Raw genomic sequence first — 16,526 nt, forward strand, 5'->3', positions numbered from 1 at the left:
CGGGCTGGTGCCGTGACCGGCACTAGTCGCGTGTCCGTCGGGCCATCGCGTCCCAGAAGCGGTCCAGTTCGCCGACCCGCATGCCGACCCAGTGCGGGGTCTTCCTGCGCAGCCCCCGGGGCAGCCAGCGCCGGACGCTGCCGGGCAGCAGGGCCTGCTGCTGGCGGCAGAACGGCTCGCGGATCTCTCCCCGGGGCACACCGCCCCGGGGAGGGTACGGGCAGAGCTGGAACTTGCAGTCGGGCAGACAGGCCGTGCCCGGTGCGGGCGGGGTCGCCGTGCCGATGCGCAGTCCGGGCCGCAGCGGCTCCCGGTCCGTGCGGATGCACGGCGGCAACGACATCCCGGGCTGCTCCATGCGGGCCAGGCGCTCCTCGACCTCGTCCGGGTGGCCGTCCCGTTCGACGAGGTTCAGCATCACCAGGACGTCCGCGACCAGGCGTTGGGCGCGCGGGTCGAGGGTGCTCCAGCCGACCGAGGGGGGAATCCACAGGCTGTGCCTGCGGTATCCCCCGGTGTCGCCCGCGCGGGCCCCGATGTTGTCGGCGACGCCCTTCTCGTCGATCCACAGGAACCGCTCGGGCTGGCCGGTCTCCAGGGCGAGGGCGGCCAGGTCGCCGGCCTCGGCGACGAACGGATGCAGGCGCCGTCGGGCGACCCCGTCCGGGGAGCCCGGCGCCGCGTTCACCGTGCCCGCCATCGACAGCCAGCGCTCCACCGTCTGTACGGCGGTGGCCCCGCCGACCAGCTGGAACGGCTGGTGCCCGTCGGAGCGGCCGCCGGCCATGTCGGGGAGTTCCCACAGGCACAGCGCCTGGAGCAGGCTGAGCTGCGCGTACCAGCAGCGTGACTGCTGCAGCACGGTCTCCGCCTGGCGGATCAGGTCGTCCCGGCCTCCCAGGTAGGTGTGCGGATGCCGGTGGCGCCGGTTGGCCGCGTACTTGAAGCCCTGGGCCAGCGCGGCCTCCAGGGCGAGCGGCAGATCGGGGGCGCCGCCGGTGAACTTCGGGTCGAGGTGGCTCAGCCATTTGGTGAGGCGTTCCCGGGCCTCGTCGCGATGGGCCTCGTCGACGGAGCCCAGGAGCATCGGGAGCATCCAGGCCCGCATCACGAACTCCCGGAAGAGATCGACCCGTTGATCACGGTAGCGCCGGTTCAGTTCCTTGCGGTCCTCCTGCAGCCGGCCGATGTCCTCGTCCGGCGCGCCTCCCGGGCTCGCGCGGACCGCCCGGGCCCTTCCCATCCGCGCGGCCCATGTCTCGTACTCCTGTCTCTTCCAGACCTTCAGCCTGTCGAGGCGTTCGTTGTACTCGTGCACGGGGTCGGTGTTCAGGCCGACCCGCTCGCGGATCACCGCGAACGCCGCGTTGCCCCCGGCGCCGAACTCCTGGGCGACGACCAGGCGGATGGAGTAGGAGGGTTCCTGCACGGCCAGTTGGAAGAGCTCCCAGTACAGCGGGGTGGTGTCGATCCGGTCGGAGACCGCCCGCAAGGCGGCCCCCAGCTGTTTGAGCACCCTGCGCTTGGCGTCCCTCAGGGTGCGCCGGTCGCCCTTGATGCCGGGCCAGTGCCGGCGCACCGCTCGCACGATCTCGTCCAGATGCCTCGGGTCGGCCTCGGCGCTCTCGATCTCCAGGGCGGCCGCATAGAGGTCCAGGGCCTTGGGGTCGTCCGTGCGCCGGTCCGCGGCGGCGCACAGCCGGCGGGCGAGCGGACGGCCCCGCACGGGGCCCCGCCGTACCCGCTCCGCGATCTCCTCGCGCACCTCGGCCCGCACACCGCGCCCGCGGGCCGGCGGGTCTGCCGCCCGCCCCCGGGACAGCAGGACGAGGGCGATCAGCAGTTCACGGCTGGGGCCGGGCGGCTGCAGCGCCTGCCCGGTCAGGTCCCCGGCGCGCCGCTCCCCCAGGTGGCTCAGCACGCGAGAGCCGAAGTAGGCCTGGACGATGCTGTGCGGGAAACGGACCCGGTGCTCGAAGCCCTCCACCAGTCTGAGCCTGGTCGCGTGGGCCGCGAAGCGGGCGAGGACGGCATGGCACTGGTCCATGTTGCCCTCGCGCAGCCGCCTGCGCGCCGGTTCGCCGAGCCGCTCGCACAGCGCGTCCCAGATCTGCTGCCGGTGCCAGTCGGAGAGCGTGTGGTCGCGCTTGCCGTACTGGTCGAAGCCGCGGCCGGCCCACAGGCGCTCGGCCCGGACGCGGGCGCGCCGGGCCGCGCCGGGGTGCAGGACGTCCGGGTCGAGCAGCTCCGCGAAGTCGACCTCCAGTGTGTCCTGGAGCAGTCCGACGCAGGCCAGGGCGCAGACCACCTCGAGCGTGTCGCGGCGCTCGCCGGGGGTGAGTGCGACGTCCTCGCGCAGCTTCCCCTCGCACAGTGCCCCGGCCCAGGTCTCCAGCAGCCAGAGCCGCAGGGTGGCGCGGTCGCGGCTGCGGGTGATGACGTGCTGCGGGTCGTCCTCCGGACGGTCGTGCTCCAGGATTCCCCTCCGGTGGAGTTCGCGGGCGATCTGCAGGTAGATCGGAGACTCGGTCACCTCCGCCGTCTCGACGATCCAGTCCACCCGGCGCTCGTCGGTCTCGGGCACGTCCGCCGCGACGAAACGCAGCGCCTCCTCCTCGCCGAGGGGTTCGAGCACCACGATGGCGGCGGAGGTGGTCTCCAGCGGGCTGTGCGGCCGGGAGGCGATGACCAGGGGCAGTTTCTCCTCGCGGGCGCGCTCGATGGCCCGGCGGATGACGTTGTCCCGGTTCTGCTGTCGGCCGTCGTCGAGCAGGGCCTCCTCCAGGCCGTCGGCGAGGACGACCGGCTTGTCGTCGGCGAGGAGTTGCTGCCACACCCGGTCGATCTTGCTGCGCGCCAGAACGCCCTTGGGCGCCTCCTGGGCGAACCGCTGCCTGGCCAGCTGTTCGAAGTTCAGGTCGGCGCCGTCCGTCGCGTCGCGCAGCCGGATCGGCACCGGTACGGCGTTCTGGCGGGCCAGGAGTTCGGTGAGCCGTACGAGGACGGCGGTCTTCCCCGCGCCGACGCCGCCGACGAGCAGATACGGCCGCCGGGTGTCGCGCTCCCGCAGCCGCTCGGCGATGACCTGGGCGATGTCCTCGCGGCCGACGATCTCGCGGATGTCGTATCCGGCGGTGGGCACCAGCCGACGGGGATCCCGCAGGGCCTTGGCCAGATATCGCCGCTTGGTCCAGCGGTACCACCAGAACAGGAAGAGCGCGGCGGCGAGCGAGGCGGCGAGGACCGGACCGACGAACCGGGAGACGATCTCGAACCCCCCGTTCTTCTCCCGCCACTTCTCGAAGCGGGTCATGTGGTCCGTGGCGAGGATGAACACGCCCTCCCCGATCCAGGCGAGCACCGCCAGGACGGCGACCAGCCAGATCGCCCGGGTGACGTTGGCGTAGGAGAGCCACCGGCGCCACTTCTTGGGACGGACGACGCCGCGGCGCGCCTCCAGACGGAGCGTCAGGGAGTGCCAGCGGCCGACGAGCCCGTGTCCGAGGCGAGTTCCCGCCCGCCGGAAAGGCAGGGTGGCCATCGGCGCGTCGCGCGGTCGCTCCTTGCCGGGCGGATGGCGGACGACCCTCGTCATGGCGTTCTCCTTCCGAGTCCCGGAAGTTCCCGGGACGGAGGACTCGCGGACAGAGGACTCGCGCGGCGCCGACGGCTACTTCCATGGAAACACTCCCGACAGCCGCCGCAACCCGGGCGTCCGGCAGACTCAGGGCCATGGACATCGCCATACGGCAGGTCGCACCCGCCGAGTACGAGCCCCTGGGCGACATCACCGCCCGCGCCTACCTGAACGACGGCCTCCTCGACTTCGGGGAGAGCGACTCGTATCTGCACGAACTGAGGGACGTCGCGAAGCGGGCGGCGACCGCAGAGGTTCTGGTGGCCGTGGACGGCGGCGAGCTGCTGCTCGGCGGCGTCACCTTCGTCCCGGGCCCCGGCCCCATGGCCGATCTGGCCCGCGCCGGCGAGACGGAGATCAGGATGCTGGCTGTCGCACGCCGGGCTCGCGGCCGGGGCGTCGGCGAGGCTCTGGTGCGGGCCTGCGTCGAACGGGCGCGAGCCGTGGAAGGCTGCACGAGCGTCGTCCTGTCGACCCAGCGCTCCATGAGCGCGGCCCACCGCCTCTACGAACGCCTCGGCTTCGTCCGCACACCGGAGCGGGACTGGAGGCCCCTGCCGGACCTGGACGACATCACTCTGCTCACCTACCAGTTGACGCTCTGAAACCACCCCGACACAACATCTGGTGGTGGCGTGACAGGCGAGCACAAGATGTATGCTCATGCTCGCTGTCGCCGCAGGGGAATCCGGTGCGAATCCGGAACTGTCCCGCAACGGTGTACTCGCGTGCATCCCTACCCATATGGGCACGCCTGTTCAGTCCGAGGTCCTGCCGACAGCGCGCCCGGCCGTCCGGTCCGGGTGTCCTGACGTCCGGGCCTCGTGGAGTGGGCCGGTGGACGCGACGCCCCCGCGCGCTCGTGTGCTGCCCCCTGCCCTCCGCAAGGCCCCCTGCCGAGCGAGGGAGAGCCCCACGTGACCATCGCGCCAGCCGAACCGGCCTCAGTCACCGAGCTGAAGACCGACGGTCCCGGGACCGCGTTGCTGCGTACCCTGACCGAGCTGACCGTCGATCTGCCCGACGCCGACCCGGGCCGGGTCGCGGCCGCCGCGCTGCGCGGCCGGTCTGCGCGGGCCGCCTCCGAGATCACCGCGGAGCTGCGCGAGCTGGCCACCGAGGCGGCCGCCGGCCTGATCTCCGAGGACCCCGCCTACTCGAAGCTGGCCGCCCGGCTGCTGACGATCGGCATCGCCGCGGAGGCCGCCTCCCAGGGCGTCACGTCGTTCACCGAGTCGGTCGCCGTCGGGCACCGCGAGGGTCTGATCGCGGACCGCACCGCCGAGTTCGTGCGCGTTCACGCGGCCCGCCTCGACGCGCTGATCGACACCGCCGCCGACGACCGCTTCGGCTACTTCGGACTGCGCACCCTGCACAGCCGCTACCTGCTGCGGCACCCGATCACCCGCAAGGTCGTCGAGACGCCCCAGCACTTCCTGCTGCGGGTCGCCGCCGGTCTCGCCGAGGACGACACGGTCCGCGCCCTGGACGAGGTCGCGGCGCTCTACCGGCTGATGAGCCGGCTGGACTACCTCCCGTCCTCCCCCACCCTCTTCAACTCCGGCACCCGGCATCCGCAGATGTCGTCCTGCTACCTCCTCGACTCCCCGCTGGACGAGCTGGACTCCATCTACGACCGCTACCACCAGGTCGCCCGGCTGTCGAAGCACGCCGGCGGCATCGGGCTGTCGTACTCCCGCATCCGCAGCCGGGGTTCCCTGATCCGCGGCACCAACGGGCACTCCAACGGCATCGTGCCGTTCCTCAAGACGCTGGACGCCTCCGTCGCCGCCGTGAACCAGGGCGGCCGGCGCAAGGGCGCGGCGGCGGTCTACCTGGAGACCTGGCACTCCGACATCGAGGAGTTCCTGGAGCTGCGGGACAACACCGGCGAGGATGCCCGGCGTACGCACAACCTGAACCTCGCCCACTGGATCCCGGACGAGTTCATGCGCCGGGTCAACGCCGACGAGCCGTGGTCGCTGTTCTCCCCGGCCGACGTGCCCGAGCTGGTGGACCTGTGGGGCGACGAGTTCGACGCGGCCTACCGCAGGGCCGAGTCCGCCGGTCTGGCCAGGAAGACCATCCCGGCCCGAGACCTGTACGGCCGTATGATGCGCACCCTCGCGCAGACCGGCAACGGCTGGATGACCTTCAAGGACGCGGCCAACCGCACCGCCAACCAGACGGCCGAGCCGGGTCACGTCGTGCACTCCTCCAACCTGTGCACGGAGATCCTGGAGGTCACGGACGACGGCGAGACGGCGGTGTGCAACCTGGGCTCGGTGAACCTGGGCGCGTTCGTCGACACGGCGAACGGCGACATCGACTGGCAGCGGCTGGACGAGACCGTCCGCACGGCGGTCACGTTCCTGGACCGCGTCGTCGACATCAACTTCTACCCGACCGAGCAGGCGGGCCGTTCCAACGCCCGCTGGCGTCCGGTCGGGCTGGGCGCGATGGGCCTTCAGGACGTCTTCTTCAAGCTGCGGCTGCCCTTCGACTCGCCCGAGGCCAAGGCCCTTTCCACCCGCATCGCCGAGCGCGTCATGCTCGCCGCCTACGAGGCCTCCGCCGACCTGGCCGAGCGCAGCGGCCCGCTGCCGGCCTGGGAGAAGACCCGCACGGCCAGGGGCGTGCTGCACCCGGACCACTACGGCGTCGAGTTCGCCTGGCCCGAGCGCTGGGCGGCGCTGCGCGAGCGGATCGCCTCGACGGGACTGCGCAACTCCCTGCTGCTGGCCATCGCGCCCACCGCCACCATCGCCTCCATCGCGGGCGTCTACGAGTGCATCGAGCCGCAGGTGTCGAACCTGTTCAAGCGCGAGACGCTGTCCGGCGAGTTCCTCCAGGTCAACTCGTACCTGGTGCGCGAGCTCAAGGAGCTCGGCGTCTGGGACGCCCGCACCCGTGAGGCGCTGCGCGAGGCGAACGGCTCGGTGCAGGGCTTCGCGTGGATCCCGGCCGAGGTGCGGGACCTGTACCGCACGGCGTGGGAGATCCCCCAGCGCGGCCTGATCGACATGGCCGCCGCCCGTACCCCGTACCTGGACCAGGCGCAGTCGCTGAACCTGTTCCTGGAGACGCCGACGATCGGCAAGCTCTCCTCGATGTACGCGTACGCGTGGAAGTCGGGCCTGAAGACGACGTACTACCTGCGCTCGCGCCCGGCCACCCGGATCGCCCGGGCCGCCCGCGCCCAGGCGCAGACCGAGAACACCATCCCCGTGCAGCAGGCCGCCGACCCCGACGCCGTCGCCTGCTCCCTGGAGAACCCCGAGTCCTGCGAGGCCTGCCAGTAATGACCACCGCACCCGAGAAGACCGAGAAGAACCTGCTCGACCCGGGCTTCGAGCTGACCCTGCGCCCGATGCGCTACCCCGACTTCTACGAGCGCTACCGGGACGCGATCAAGAACACCTGGACCGTCGAGGAGGTCGACCTCCACTCGGACGTCACCGACCTGGCGAAGCTGTCCGAGGGCGAGCAGCACATGATCGGCCGGCTGGTCGCGTTCTTCGCGACGGGCGACTCGATCGTGGCGAACAACCTCGTGCTGACGCTGTACAAGCACATCAACTCCCCCGAGGCGCGCCTGTACCTGTCCAGGCAGCTCTTCGAGGAGGCCGTGCACGTCCAGTTCTATCTGACGCTGCTGGACACCTATCTGCCCGACCCGGACGACCGGGCGGCGGCCTTCGCGGCGGTGGAGAACATCCCGTCCATCCGGGAGAAGGCCGAGTTCTGCTTCAAGTGGATCAACGAGGTGGAGAAGCTGGAGCGGCTGGAGTCGCAGGCCGACCGGCGCCGCTTCCTGCTCAACCTGATCTGCTTCGCCGCGTGCATCGAGGGCCTGTTCTTCTACGGCGCGTTCGCGTACGTCTACTGGTTCCGCAGCCGGGGCCTGCTGCACGGTCTGGCCACCGGGACCAACTGGGTGTTCCGCGACGAGACCATGCACATGAGCTTCGCCTTCGAGGTGGTCGACACCGTCCGCAAGGAGGAGCCGGAGCTCTTCGACGACCGGCTCCAGGAGGAGGTCACCGCCATGCTCCGGGAGGCCGTCGAGGCCGAGCTGCAGTTCGGGCGCGATCTGTGCGGCGACGGCCTGCCGGGCATGAACACCGAGTCGATGCGGCAGTACCTCGAGTGTGTCGCCGACCAGCGTCTGACGCGGCTCGGCTTCGCCCCGGTGTACGGCTCGGAGAACCCCTTCTCCTTCATGGAGCTGCAGGGCGTTCAGGAGCTGACCAACTTCTTCGAGCGTCGTCCGTCGGCGTACCAGGTCGCGGTGGAGGGCACCGTGGACCTGGACGAGGACTTCTGAGTCCACGTCCGGTCCCGGGTCACCGGCCGCACGGCCGTTGCCGCCTGCGCGGCGGCCTTCAGCTGGCGGTCGATCCGGCGCTCGTGGAGATGTCCCACGAGCGCCGGAGCCGCGAGGACGAGGAAGAGGGCCAGGACGGTGAGGTACTCGCTGATTGCGTTCATGAGGTAAGCGTCGTGCACGGCGGATGCTCCTGACAGTGGCAGGACTGCCGCACATCTTCAAATTACTGCCACTCCGGTGCACACTGGCGGCATGCTGAACAACGTGGTCGCGATCCTCCTGGACGGTGTGCACCCCTTCGAACTGGGCGTCGTCTGCGAGGTCTTCGGGATCGACCGCAGCGACGAGGGGCTGCCGGTCTACGACTTCGCCGTCGCCTCGGCGGAGGGGCCGACGCTGAGCACCCACGCCGGGTTCACCATGAGCACCCCACACGGTCTGGAGCGGCTGGAGAGCGCCGACCTGATCGCCGTGCCGGCCGGCGACACCTACGGCGAGCGGGACTTCCCGCCGGAGCTGCTCGACGCGCTGCGCCGGGCCGTGGACCGCGGCACGCGGGTGCTCAGCGTCTGCTCGGGCGCGTTCGTGCTGGGCGCGGCGGGACTGCTGGACGGGCGGCGCTGCGCGGTGCACTGGCGGCACGCCGAGCGGCTGGCCCGGCAGTATCCGCGCACCGTCGTGGAACCGGACGTGCTCTACGTCGACGAGGACCCGGTGATCACCTCGGCCGGGACGGCCGCGGGCATCGACGCCTGTCTGCACATCGTCCGCAAGGAGCAGGGCCCGGAGGTCGCCAACCGGATCGCCCGGCGGATGGTGGTGCCGCCGCACCGGGACGGCGGCCAGGCCCAGTACATCGAGCGGCCGCTGCCCCGGTCGCGGTGCGACACCGTCGGCGAGGTGCTCGCGTGGATGGAGCAGCACCTCGACCAGGAGATCACGGTCGAACGGCTCGCGGAGCGCGCGCACATGTCGCCGCGCACCTTCGCCCGCCGTTTCCAGCAGGAGACCGGCACCACCCCCTACCGATGGCTGCTGCGTCAACGGGTGCTGCTGGCACAGCAGTTGCTGGAAGCCACGGACGAGACGGTGGACGCGATCGCCTGGCGAGCCGGTTTCGGCACGGCGGGCGCCCTGCGTCACCAGTTCGTGCAGGCGCTGGGGACGACCCCCAACGCCTACCGGCGCACGTTCCGCGGTCCGCAGGCCGTCGCCTGAGCCGCGGCTCTCACCCGGGTATCGCCCGCAGCAGCAGCCGGCGCGGCCGGAGCGTGATGCCGATGTGCGTCCGGTTGTCGGAGCCGGGCGCCGGCTCGAAGCGGAACGCCTTCGCCACCACCGCCGTGATCAGCGTCAGCTCGGCCATCGAGAAGTGGTCGCTGGGGCACTTGCGGTTGCCGACGCCGAACGGCGTCATGGCGTACTTCGGCAGCTCCGCGGAGCGGCCGGGCAGCCAGCGGTCGGGGTCGAACTCCGTGTGGCGCTCGTACGACCGCGGATCGCGCTGAACCGCGTACGGGCTGTAGACGATGTCGGCCCCGGCGGGAATGCGGTAACCGCCGAGCTCCGTGTCGGTCACCGCGCGCCGGGTCAATATCCATACGGCGGGATAGAGCCGCATGGTCTCGACGACGACATTGGCGGTGTGCCGGAGCTTTCGAACGTCGTCGAATGCGACCGGCCGGTCGCCGACAACGTTTTTCACCTCTTCGCGGATCTTGTCCACTTGATCCGGGTGCTCGGTGAGGACGTGGAGCAACGACATGACCACTGAGCCGGCGGTTTCGCTGCCCGGGGTGAGTATCGCGATGACCTGGTCGTGGATCTCCTGCTCCCCGATCGGGTCGCCATTCTCGTCCTTCGCCTCCAGCAAAGCCGTCAGCAAATCGTCCGGTTTTTGACCGGATGCCCTTCGGTCGGCGACGATCTCGTCCACCAGCCGGTGCAGATCGGCCAGCGCCCGGTTGAATTCTCGGTTGGCCGGAACCGGTACCCGATAAAGCGGTCCGAGAGGTACGACCATGCGCTGGTACATGCCGGCGAACAGCGTGGCGAGCGCGGAGGTGATGCGCTCGGACCGGGCGTCCATGTAGCTCCCGCGCATCAGGCAGCGGGCCGAGATGCGCACGGACACCCGGAAGGCCTCCGCGGTGACGTCGAGGACCTCGCCCCTCGTCCAGCGCTCGACGAGCGCGTGCGCCTCCTCCTCCATGATCGGGCCGTAGCCGGGGATGGCGTCGAGCCGGAACGCGGGCTGGATCGTGCGCCGCTGGCGGCGGTGCAGCGGTCCGTTGGCCGTGGCCACGCCCTCTTTGCCGAGCAGGCTCTCCAGGGACTCCCACAGGGGGCCGGAGATGATGTAGTCGGGGCTGAGCGCCAGGGCGCCGGTGAGGTCCGGCGCGGTGACGGCGTACACCGTCTTGGGGCCGAGCCTGAGGCGGACCACGTCGCCGTGGTCGCGGAGCCGGGCCAGGAAGGCCAGCGGGTCACGGGCCAGCTTCCAGCCGTGCCCGAGGAGCGGCACCCTGCCACCGGCCAACGGTGGCTCACGCAGTTCGGGTGCCTCGGCGGTCGCGGGTTTCACCGACTCGACGGTCATTTCTCACCTGCCGCTTCGTTGTTGACGTACGGGGGCGTGGACCGGTCGTCCCAGCTTTCGACCCTGTAACGGCCGGACTCGTGATGGAACCAGTAGACGGAACTGAACCAGTTCCGCATATTGCCGAGGCAGGCCCGCACGGCGGCGCCGAGCTGCATTCCACGGACCGTCCCGTCGTCAAGTCGGTCGGCGAGCCTCAAGACTTCCTTCTCAACGGCGAGGAACTCGGATATGCATTCTTCGATGCGCCGCCTTATTTCTTCGACAGCCTCTTCGAGAGTCATTCCCTGATGAGTGACGAGACTGATTCCTAGATTATGCACCTCGTCGCCCGCCAATTCCTTGGGGAGCGAGCAGAGGTCGTTGTACCAGGCGGCGAACTCCTGACTCAGCAGAGCCGCACGCCGATAGGACGGGTGTTTCCGCACCGAGTCCGGGAGTTCGCATCCCGCGCTCGGCTCCAACAGGTCGGTCCAGATCCAGTGCGCGAACGTGAGCCGACGCAGGGCGAGGTATTCCTCGACACCGGGAATGCGCCCTTCGACGCGGTTGTGGAATTCCCGGTCGTACGCCTCGATCACGGTGTGGAAGTGCCGGGCGAACCGGGCGTTCCAGGTGCCGGGAAGGAAGGAGTACAGCCTGCCCACGCCGTCCGCGAGCCCGGCGACCAGCGGATCCCGGTGGGTCAGATGCTCTGCCGGGAAGTCCAGGGCCGCGTGCAAGCGGAACCTCAGCTGTCGCCAGGAGGACACCCGGCCGTGCACGACGTCACGGTCGTGCCGGTCGTCCCAGACGAAGAACCATGCGCTGTAGTCGGCTATGGCCTGCAGGACCGCTTCGGGTGCGCCGAGGTAGTAGCCCGCCATCAAGTCCGTGTAGCAAAGACCGTCGGCATATTCGGCGACCTTCCACGCCGGCATCAACCGTTTTTTCAGCAGCCAGGAGCGGGTGTTCTCCTGCAACTGGGGCCAATATGGATGCAGTTGCCGGGGAAACTCCGCCTCGATGACCGGAAGAGAGAGCGAGGGAGGGACCGCGGGCGCGGTCACCGTGGTGCTGTATGTGGTGCTGTATGGGAAAGCTGGCACGAACAACCCCTCTCAGCCGCCAGTGGGCGCACACCCCTCCCGCCGTGCCGGGCGTGCGCCGTTGCGTATCCCCGCTCATCCCATTCAGCACTACAACTGACCGTTCTGGGAACGGATTTGCTTCATTCACTACCCCAACATGCCGAGAATCCGCCCCCACGTGACTGGTTACGGATCAGCAGATGTGCAGTAGATGTGCGTAAGCGACCGAACGTCCGTCGGACACACGAACGACGCCTGTCCGGAAGAAGTCCGGACAGGCGTCGGGTGTACGGGTGCGGCTCAGTCGTTGGCGACCACGGGGTAGCGAGGCTCGTTCTCGGCCATCTGCCGCAGCGCGTCCTTGCGTTCGCGCTTGGAGAGACGGTCGATGTAGAGGTACCCGTAGAGGTGATCCGTCTCGTGCTGCAAACACCGTGCGAAGTATCCGGTGCCGCGCACCCTGATCGGGTTGCCCCGCTCGTCCTGACCCGTCACCTCGGCGTAGTCCGGACGGGCCAGCGGCGCGTACGCGGTCGGCACCGACAGACAGCCCTCGTTGCTGTCGTCCAGCCGGCGCCGGTCGGCGGGCAGCTCGACGAGCTTCGGGTTGCAGACGACACCGACGTGCCGGGCGCCCTCGTCGTCGGGGCAGTCGTAGACGAAGACCTTCAGGTCGACGCCGATCTGGTTGGCGGCCAGGCCCACGCCCTCCGCGGTGCGCTGCGAGGCGAACATGTCGTCCACCAGCTTCAGCAGCTCGTCGTCGAACGCGGTGACGTCCTTGCACTCCCTGTGGAGCACCGGGTTGCCGACGACCGTGATCGGCCGCGAGGCGCCGCGCTCACGGTGGGCCCGCTCGCGCTCCTCCGTCTCCTCGGTGTCGATGACGAAGCCCTCGTCGTCCACGGGGAGCACGCCCCCGTGCTGCTGATCGGTGTCCTGCTGCGCCATGACCGACGTATGCCTTCCTGACTGTGTCCTCCGAGGGCTGCCCTCGGACCCCCGCCCGGGGGTTCGTCGCTGATACAGGGTACGGGGACGGCTAGCAGACCTCTTCCAGGTCCCGCCAGTCGCGGGTGTCCGGGCTGTCGGCGACCCACCCGTCCAGCAGCCCCCGCACCAGCGAGGCGGGCGCGGCCACCCCGCACTCCCGCTCCGGCGCCCACAGCTGCCCGTCGGTCACGTGCCCGAGCGGGCCCGGGTGCCCCGGCTCGCTGTGGTCGTGCGGGTCCAGATGCTCGCCGTCCCCCTCGTCGGACGGCATCCGCGACTCCGAGCACATCCGGCACAGCAGCCGCACCGAGGACGACCAGTCCTCCGCCGCGAAGCCCGCGTCGGCGGCCAGCTGCTCCAGGGCGTCGCGGTCCGTCTCCGAGGCCGCCTCCAGCAGGACCACCCAGGTCGGCACCGGCGACGGGGCCCACAGCTCGATCTCGTCGAAGACGGGGTAGGAGTGACCGGCGGAAGTGGTCCGCTCACCGTGCGGCACCCCGTCGTGCAGCACGACCTCGCCCCAGCGGCGCCCGGAGGACGGCAGCGGGATCGACAGCACCTCCATGCGGGCGGGATCCAGCCGCCGCCCCCACACCACCTCGGCCTCGCCCTCGGGCGACAGCCGTACGGCCGCGCTGCCCAGCTCCATCCCGACCGGCTCGCCCGCGCCCGTGGCCTCGCCCGGCACGTGCAGCCCGTACGCCTGCCAGGCGCGGCGGGCCAGCGGCCAGTCCTGCAGGGCGGTGGCGGCGATGCCCACGTTCCACCAGTCGGGGGCCCCGGCCTCCCGGTCCAGCAGCGCGACGGCGCGGAGCCCGGCCGTGCGGGCCTGCTCCCAGTCGTGCCGGAACTTGTGCAGCAGGGCGAGGTTGAACCAGGACTCGGAAAGCCAGGGTTCCAGGTCGGCGGCACGTGTCAGGAGCGCGCCCGCGTCCTCGTACCGCCCGTCGCCGATCAGCGTGAACGCGCGGTCGGTGGCCTGCCGCCAGGAGGCGGAGGGCCGGTGCCGTCCCTTGCCGAAGATCCTCACGATTCCCGCCTGCCAGTTCCGTTCTGTGGGCTGGCCAGTGCCCCCGGACACTCTCTCCCTCGCATCCAACCACGTGTGGCCGGAAGGCCGCTCATTACCCATGGGTTACCCACCCACGGGCAGGGTCAGACCCGTCCTCGAAAGCACCCTGGCCAGCGCCTCCACCACCTCGGGTGCGTACTCCCGGCCGGTGCCGAGACGCAGCTCCTCCAGGGCGGTGAGAGGCCCGTCGGGACCGCTGCCCCGCACCCGCTCCTCGTATGCGTTCACCGCCCGGACTATCCGGGCGGCCACCGGTTGCTCCGGGTAGGGGTCGGCCTGCCGCTCGACGACCGTCGCCACCTGGGCGCTCACCCCGGTCTGGCGGACGACGGCCCCGCCGAGCAGCGCGATCCGCCGCTGCTCGGCCGCCGGCAGGCCCGCCGTGGCCCCCGCCGGAACCGGGTCGACGAGGCTGAGCTGCCCGATGTCGTGCATCAGGGCGGCGTACTCGAGGACGGTCAGCTCCGGCTCCAAAAGCCGCAGGTCCCGGCCCACCGCCCGGCTGAGCGCGGCGACCCGGTGGGCGTGTCCGGGCGGGGTGTACCCGGCGATCTCGGTGGCCCGGGCGAGAGAGGCGATGGTCTGCCGGTAGGTGGCGCGGACGGCCGCGTAGCGGCGCAGCGACAGCTGGGTGAGCAGCAGCGGCACCGAGAACACGGGGAGCGCCCACAGCCCCACGACGGCCACCGCGAGCGCCATCACCGCGCCGGTCGCGCACACCGCCGACCCGATCCCGGGAACCGCCCGCAGCTCCTCGCGCAGCAGCGGGGGGAACGGCCACCCGGTGCGGGAGCAGGCGAGGGCGGCCGCGACCACGGCGTCGCACAGGACGGTCAGGACCAGCAGCGCCAGCAGCAGCAGCGCGTACGCGGGGCCGCTCCAGCCGTCGAAGGCCCCGCGGTTGTACAGGGGCTGGAAACAGACGGCGGCGAACCCGACGGCCAGTACGCGCCGGACCAGGTGGTCGAGGACCTGCCCCTGCCCGCGGGCCAGCTGGGGCACGCTGCCGAGCAGGGAGGCGGCCGCGACCACCGCCACGACCTGGGCGACCCCGTGGTGCGTGGGATGCCCGGCGTGCTCCCCGAGCAGCGCGTACGACAGCGACCCGGCGGCGCCGAGCGGCGCGGTCTCGCGCAGTCCGGGCCCGCTCACCGGGCCGGCGTCGCCCGGGCGGAGCCGGGAGCGCGCGAGGGTCGGCTCGCCGACGGCCACGAGGACCCCGAAGGCGAGCGCGACGGGGCCCTCCCGCAGGCCCGTCAGGAAGGTGACGAGGAGGCAGCCCGCGGCCAGGAGGACGGCGGCCGTGTAGAGGGCGGCCAGGGCGCGGCGGGAGGTCGTCGGCGCGCCCGGCTCGCGGCAGAAGGTCACCGGCGCGCCTCCGAGCGGTCGTCGGGCGTCGGAGCGGGGGCCGGCACGCCGGGCCGGGTCTCCTCGGCGGTCACCACCGGGTGCCAGCCGTCCCGGTCGACGACCCGGGTCAGCGCGGTGACCATCCGGGGGTCGAAATGGGAGCCCGCGCAGCGCCGCAGCTCCTCGAGGGCCGCGGCCACCGGCCGGGCCCGGCTGTAGGACCGGGTGGAGGTCATCGCGTCGAACGCGTCCGCGACCGCGACCACGCGCGCGCACTCCGGGATCTGACCGCCCGCCAGTCCGTAGGGATAGCCGGTGCCGTCGATGCGCTCGTGGTGGTGGAGGATCGCCGAACGCGCCTCGCCGAGGAAGGAGATGCCCCGGGTGATCTCGTGCCCGTACTCGGGGTGCAGCTCGATCACCCGGCGTTCCTCGGGCGTCAGCGGCCCGTCCTTGCGCAACAGCCGGGTGGGCACGCCGAGTTTGCCGACGTCGTGCAGGATGCCGGCGAACCGGAGCATCTCGATCCGGTGCTCGTCCATGCCGAGTTCGCGCCCGATCGACATCGAGGCCTGGCCGACGCGTTCGCTGTGGCCGCGCGTGTAGCCGTCCTTGAGGTCGACGGCCTGCACCAGGGCGCGGATGGTCGCCTGGTGGGCGGCACGCTCACGGTGGTACTGGGCGAACACCCACCAGGACACCGCCATCGGGAAGAGCACCAGCAGCGCCGCGACGGGGCCGTACGGACTGTTCCACAGCACCGCCGTCATCAGTCCGGCGAGGCCGTGCACGGCGACCGGGGCGAGGGAGCGCAGGAACAGCCCCTGGCAGGCCGCCCGCAGCGGGAGCCCCTCGACGAGCGCCGGCATTCCGCCGTCGAGGAGGGCGAGCGCGGCGCAGAACACCAGCACGGCCGCGCCCGCCGGCAGGAGCGCGCACGGCAGGTCGGAGCCGGCGGCCACGGCCTCGTGCCCGCCGAGCGCCCCGTGCGTCCGCGCCGCCAGCCACACGGCGAGCGACGACTCGGCGGCCCGCCAGACGCGGCGCAGCAGGAAGGGGGACTGCTCGACGTGCGAGAACAGCGCTCCGGGCAGCGGGACGAGGGCGGCCGCGGAGGGCGTCAGCAGGAAGGCCCCGGCGAGCAGCACGGGGTGGAGGGTGGCGGCGAACCTGCGGCGGGCGACCTGCTCGCCCGCCGCGTACACCGCGGCCAGCAGGGCCACGGCCCACCAGGGGGTCCGCGGGCCGGGGAGCGAGGGGAGCGTGCAGCACAGCGCGGCGAGGGCGACACAGGCGACGTAACCGCGCGCCCGCGCCGGGATCCCCTCCATGGCCACTCCCCCCAGCCGTGCCTGTCCGGGCTCAGGAGCCTAGGACGGCCGGGGGTGGGTCTGCGGGCGTATCACCCGCGGATTAGCACATTCGGGTGACGGCGACGCCCTGCGGGCCCGATGTTCACCGACGGTGGGCGAGCA

Annotated in this window: 12 protein-coding genes and 1 riboswitch; of the genes, 4 read left to right on the top strand and 8 right to left on the bottom strand. The window is 71.3% G+C overall.

Features of this window, described 5'->3' with window-relative positions:
• Positions 1-22: 22 nt before the first annotated feature.
• On the bottom strand, positions 23-3,595 hold the full coding sequence (locus OHS82_RS15390) for an ATP-binding protein (protein ID WP_328434025.1): 3,573 nt from the start codon (positions 3,593-3,595) through the stop codon (positions 23-25).
• A 137-nt stretch (positions 3,596-3,732) separates the two neighbouring features.
• Between OHS82_RS15390 and OHS82_RS15395 the strand changes: the two genes are divergently transcribed.
• From OHS82_RS15395 to OHS82_RS15405, 3 genes are all read left to right on the top strand, one after another.
• Complete coding sequence (locus OHS82_RS15395; protein WP_057584271.1) at positions 3,733-4,242, top strand: GNAT family N-acetyltransferase; 510 nt, start codon at positions 3,733-3,735, stop codon at positions 4,240-4,242.
• 52 nt (positions 4,243-4,294) lie between these two features.
• Positions 4,295-4,430: riboswitch (cobalamin riboswitch) on the top strand.
• A gap of 124 nt (positions 4,431-4,554) precedes the next feature.
• Positions 4,555-6,939, top strand: a complete 2,385-nt coding sequence (locus OHS82_RS15400) for a ribonucleoside-diphosphate reductase subunit alpha (RefSeq protein WP_057584273.1) — start codon at positions 4,555-4,557, stop codon at positions 6,937-6,939.
• Entirely contained in the window at positions 6,939-7,964 is a 1,026-nt protein-coding gene (locus OHS82_RS15405; protein ID WP_057584275.1) for a ribonucleotide-diphosphate reductase subunit beta, read from the top strand. The genes OHS82_RS15400 and OHS82_RS15405 overlap by 1 nt, the downstream gene beginning before the upstream one ends.
• Here OHS82_RS15405 and OHS82_RS15410 read toward each other — a convergent pair.
• Positions 7,877-8,128 (bottom strand): hypothetical protein, encoded by a 252-nt coding sequence (locus tag OHS82_RS15410; RefSeq protein WP_328434026.1) that lies wholly within the window; start codon positions 8,126-8,128, stop codon positions 7,877-7,879. The genes OHS82_RS15405 and OHS82_RS15410 overlap by 88 nt on opposite strands.
• 91 nt (positions 8,129-8,219) lie before the next feature.
• Between OHS82_RS15410 and OHS82_RS15415 the strand changes: the two genes are divergently transcribed.
• Positions 8,220-9,185: a GlxA family transcriptional regulator gene (locus OHS82_RS15415; RefSeq protein WP_266724460.1), complete on the top strand. Its 966-nt coding sequence runs from the start codon at positions 8,220-8,222 to the stop codon at positions 9,183-9,185.
• A gap of 10 nt (positions 9,186-9,195) precedes the next feature.
• Here the strand turns inward: OHS82_RS15415 and OHS82_RS15420 are convergent, their stop codons facing one another.
• From OHS82_RS15420 to OHS82_RS15445, 6 genes are all read right to left on the bottom strand, one after another.
• On the bottom strand, positions 9,196-10,566 hold the full coding sequence (locus tag OHS82_RS15420; RefSeq protein ID WP_057584279.1) for a bifunctional albaflavenone monooxygenase/terpene synthase: 1,371 nt from the start codon (positions 10,564-10,566) through the stop codon (positions 9,196-9,198).
• Positions 10,563-11,654: an epi-isozizaene synthase gene (gene cyc1, locus OHS82_RS15425; RefSeq protein ID WP_328434027.1), complete on the bottom strand. Its 1,092-nt coding sequence runs from the start codon at positions 11,652-11,654 to the stop codon at positions 10,563-10,565. Before cyc1 ends, OHS82_RS15420 begins: the two co-directional genes overlap by 4 nt.
• Positions 11,655-11,936: 282 nt before the next feature.
• Positions 11,937-12,587: a peptide deformylase gene (gene def / locus OHS82_RS15430; protein ID WP_057584280.1), complete on the bottom strand. Its 651-nt coding sequence runs from the start codon at positions 12,585-12,587 to the stop codon at positions 11,937-11,939.
• A 91-nt stretch (positions 12,588-12,678) separates the two neighbouring features.
• Positions 12,679-13,659 (bottom strand): tetratricopeptide repeat protein, encoded by a 981-nt coding sequence (locus tag OHS82_RS15435; RefSeq protein WP_057584281.1) that lies wholly within the window; start codon positions 13,657-13,659, stop codon positions 12,679-12,681.
• A gap of 105 nt (positions 13,660-13,764) precedes the next feature.
• Positions 13,765-15,021 carry an HD-GYP domain-containing protein gene (locus OHS82_RS15440; RefSeq protein WP_443041111.1) on the bottom strand — a complete coding sequence of 419 codons (1,257 nt, stop codon included), beginning with the start codon at positions 15,019-15,021 and terminating at the stop codon, positions 13,765-13,767.
• Positions 15,022-15,065: 44 nt separating this feature from the next.
• A complete protein-coding gene (locus OHS82_RS15445) occupies positions 15,066-16,382 on the bottom strand; it encodes an HD-GYP domain-containing protein (RefSeq protein ID WP_328434029.1) in 1,317 nt (438 codons plus the stop codon).
• Positions 16,383-16,526: the final 144 nt, after the last annotated feature.

Source organism: Streptomyces sp. NBC_00425, assembly GCF_036030735.1.
Lineage (GTDB): Bacteria > Actinomycetota > Actinomycetes > Streptomycetales > Streptomycetaceae > Streptomyces.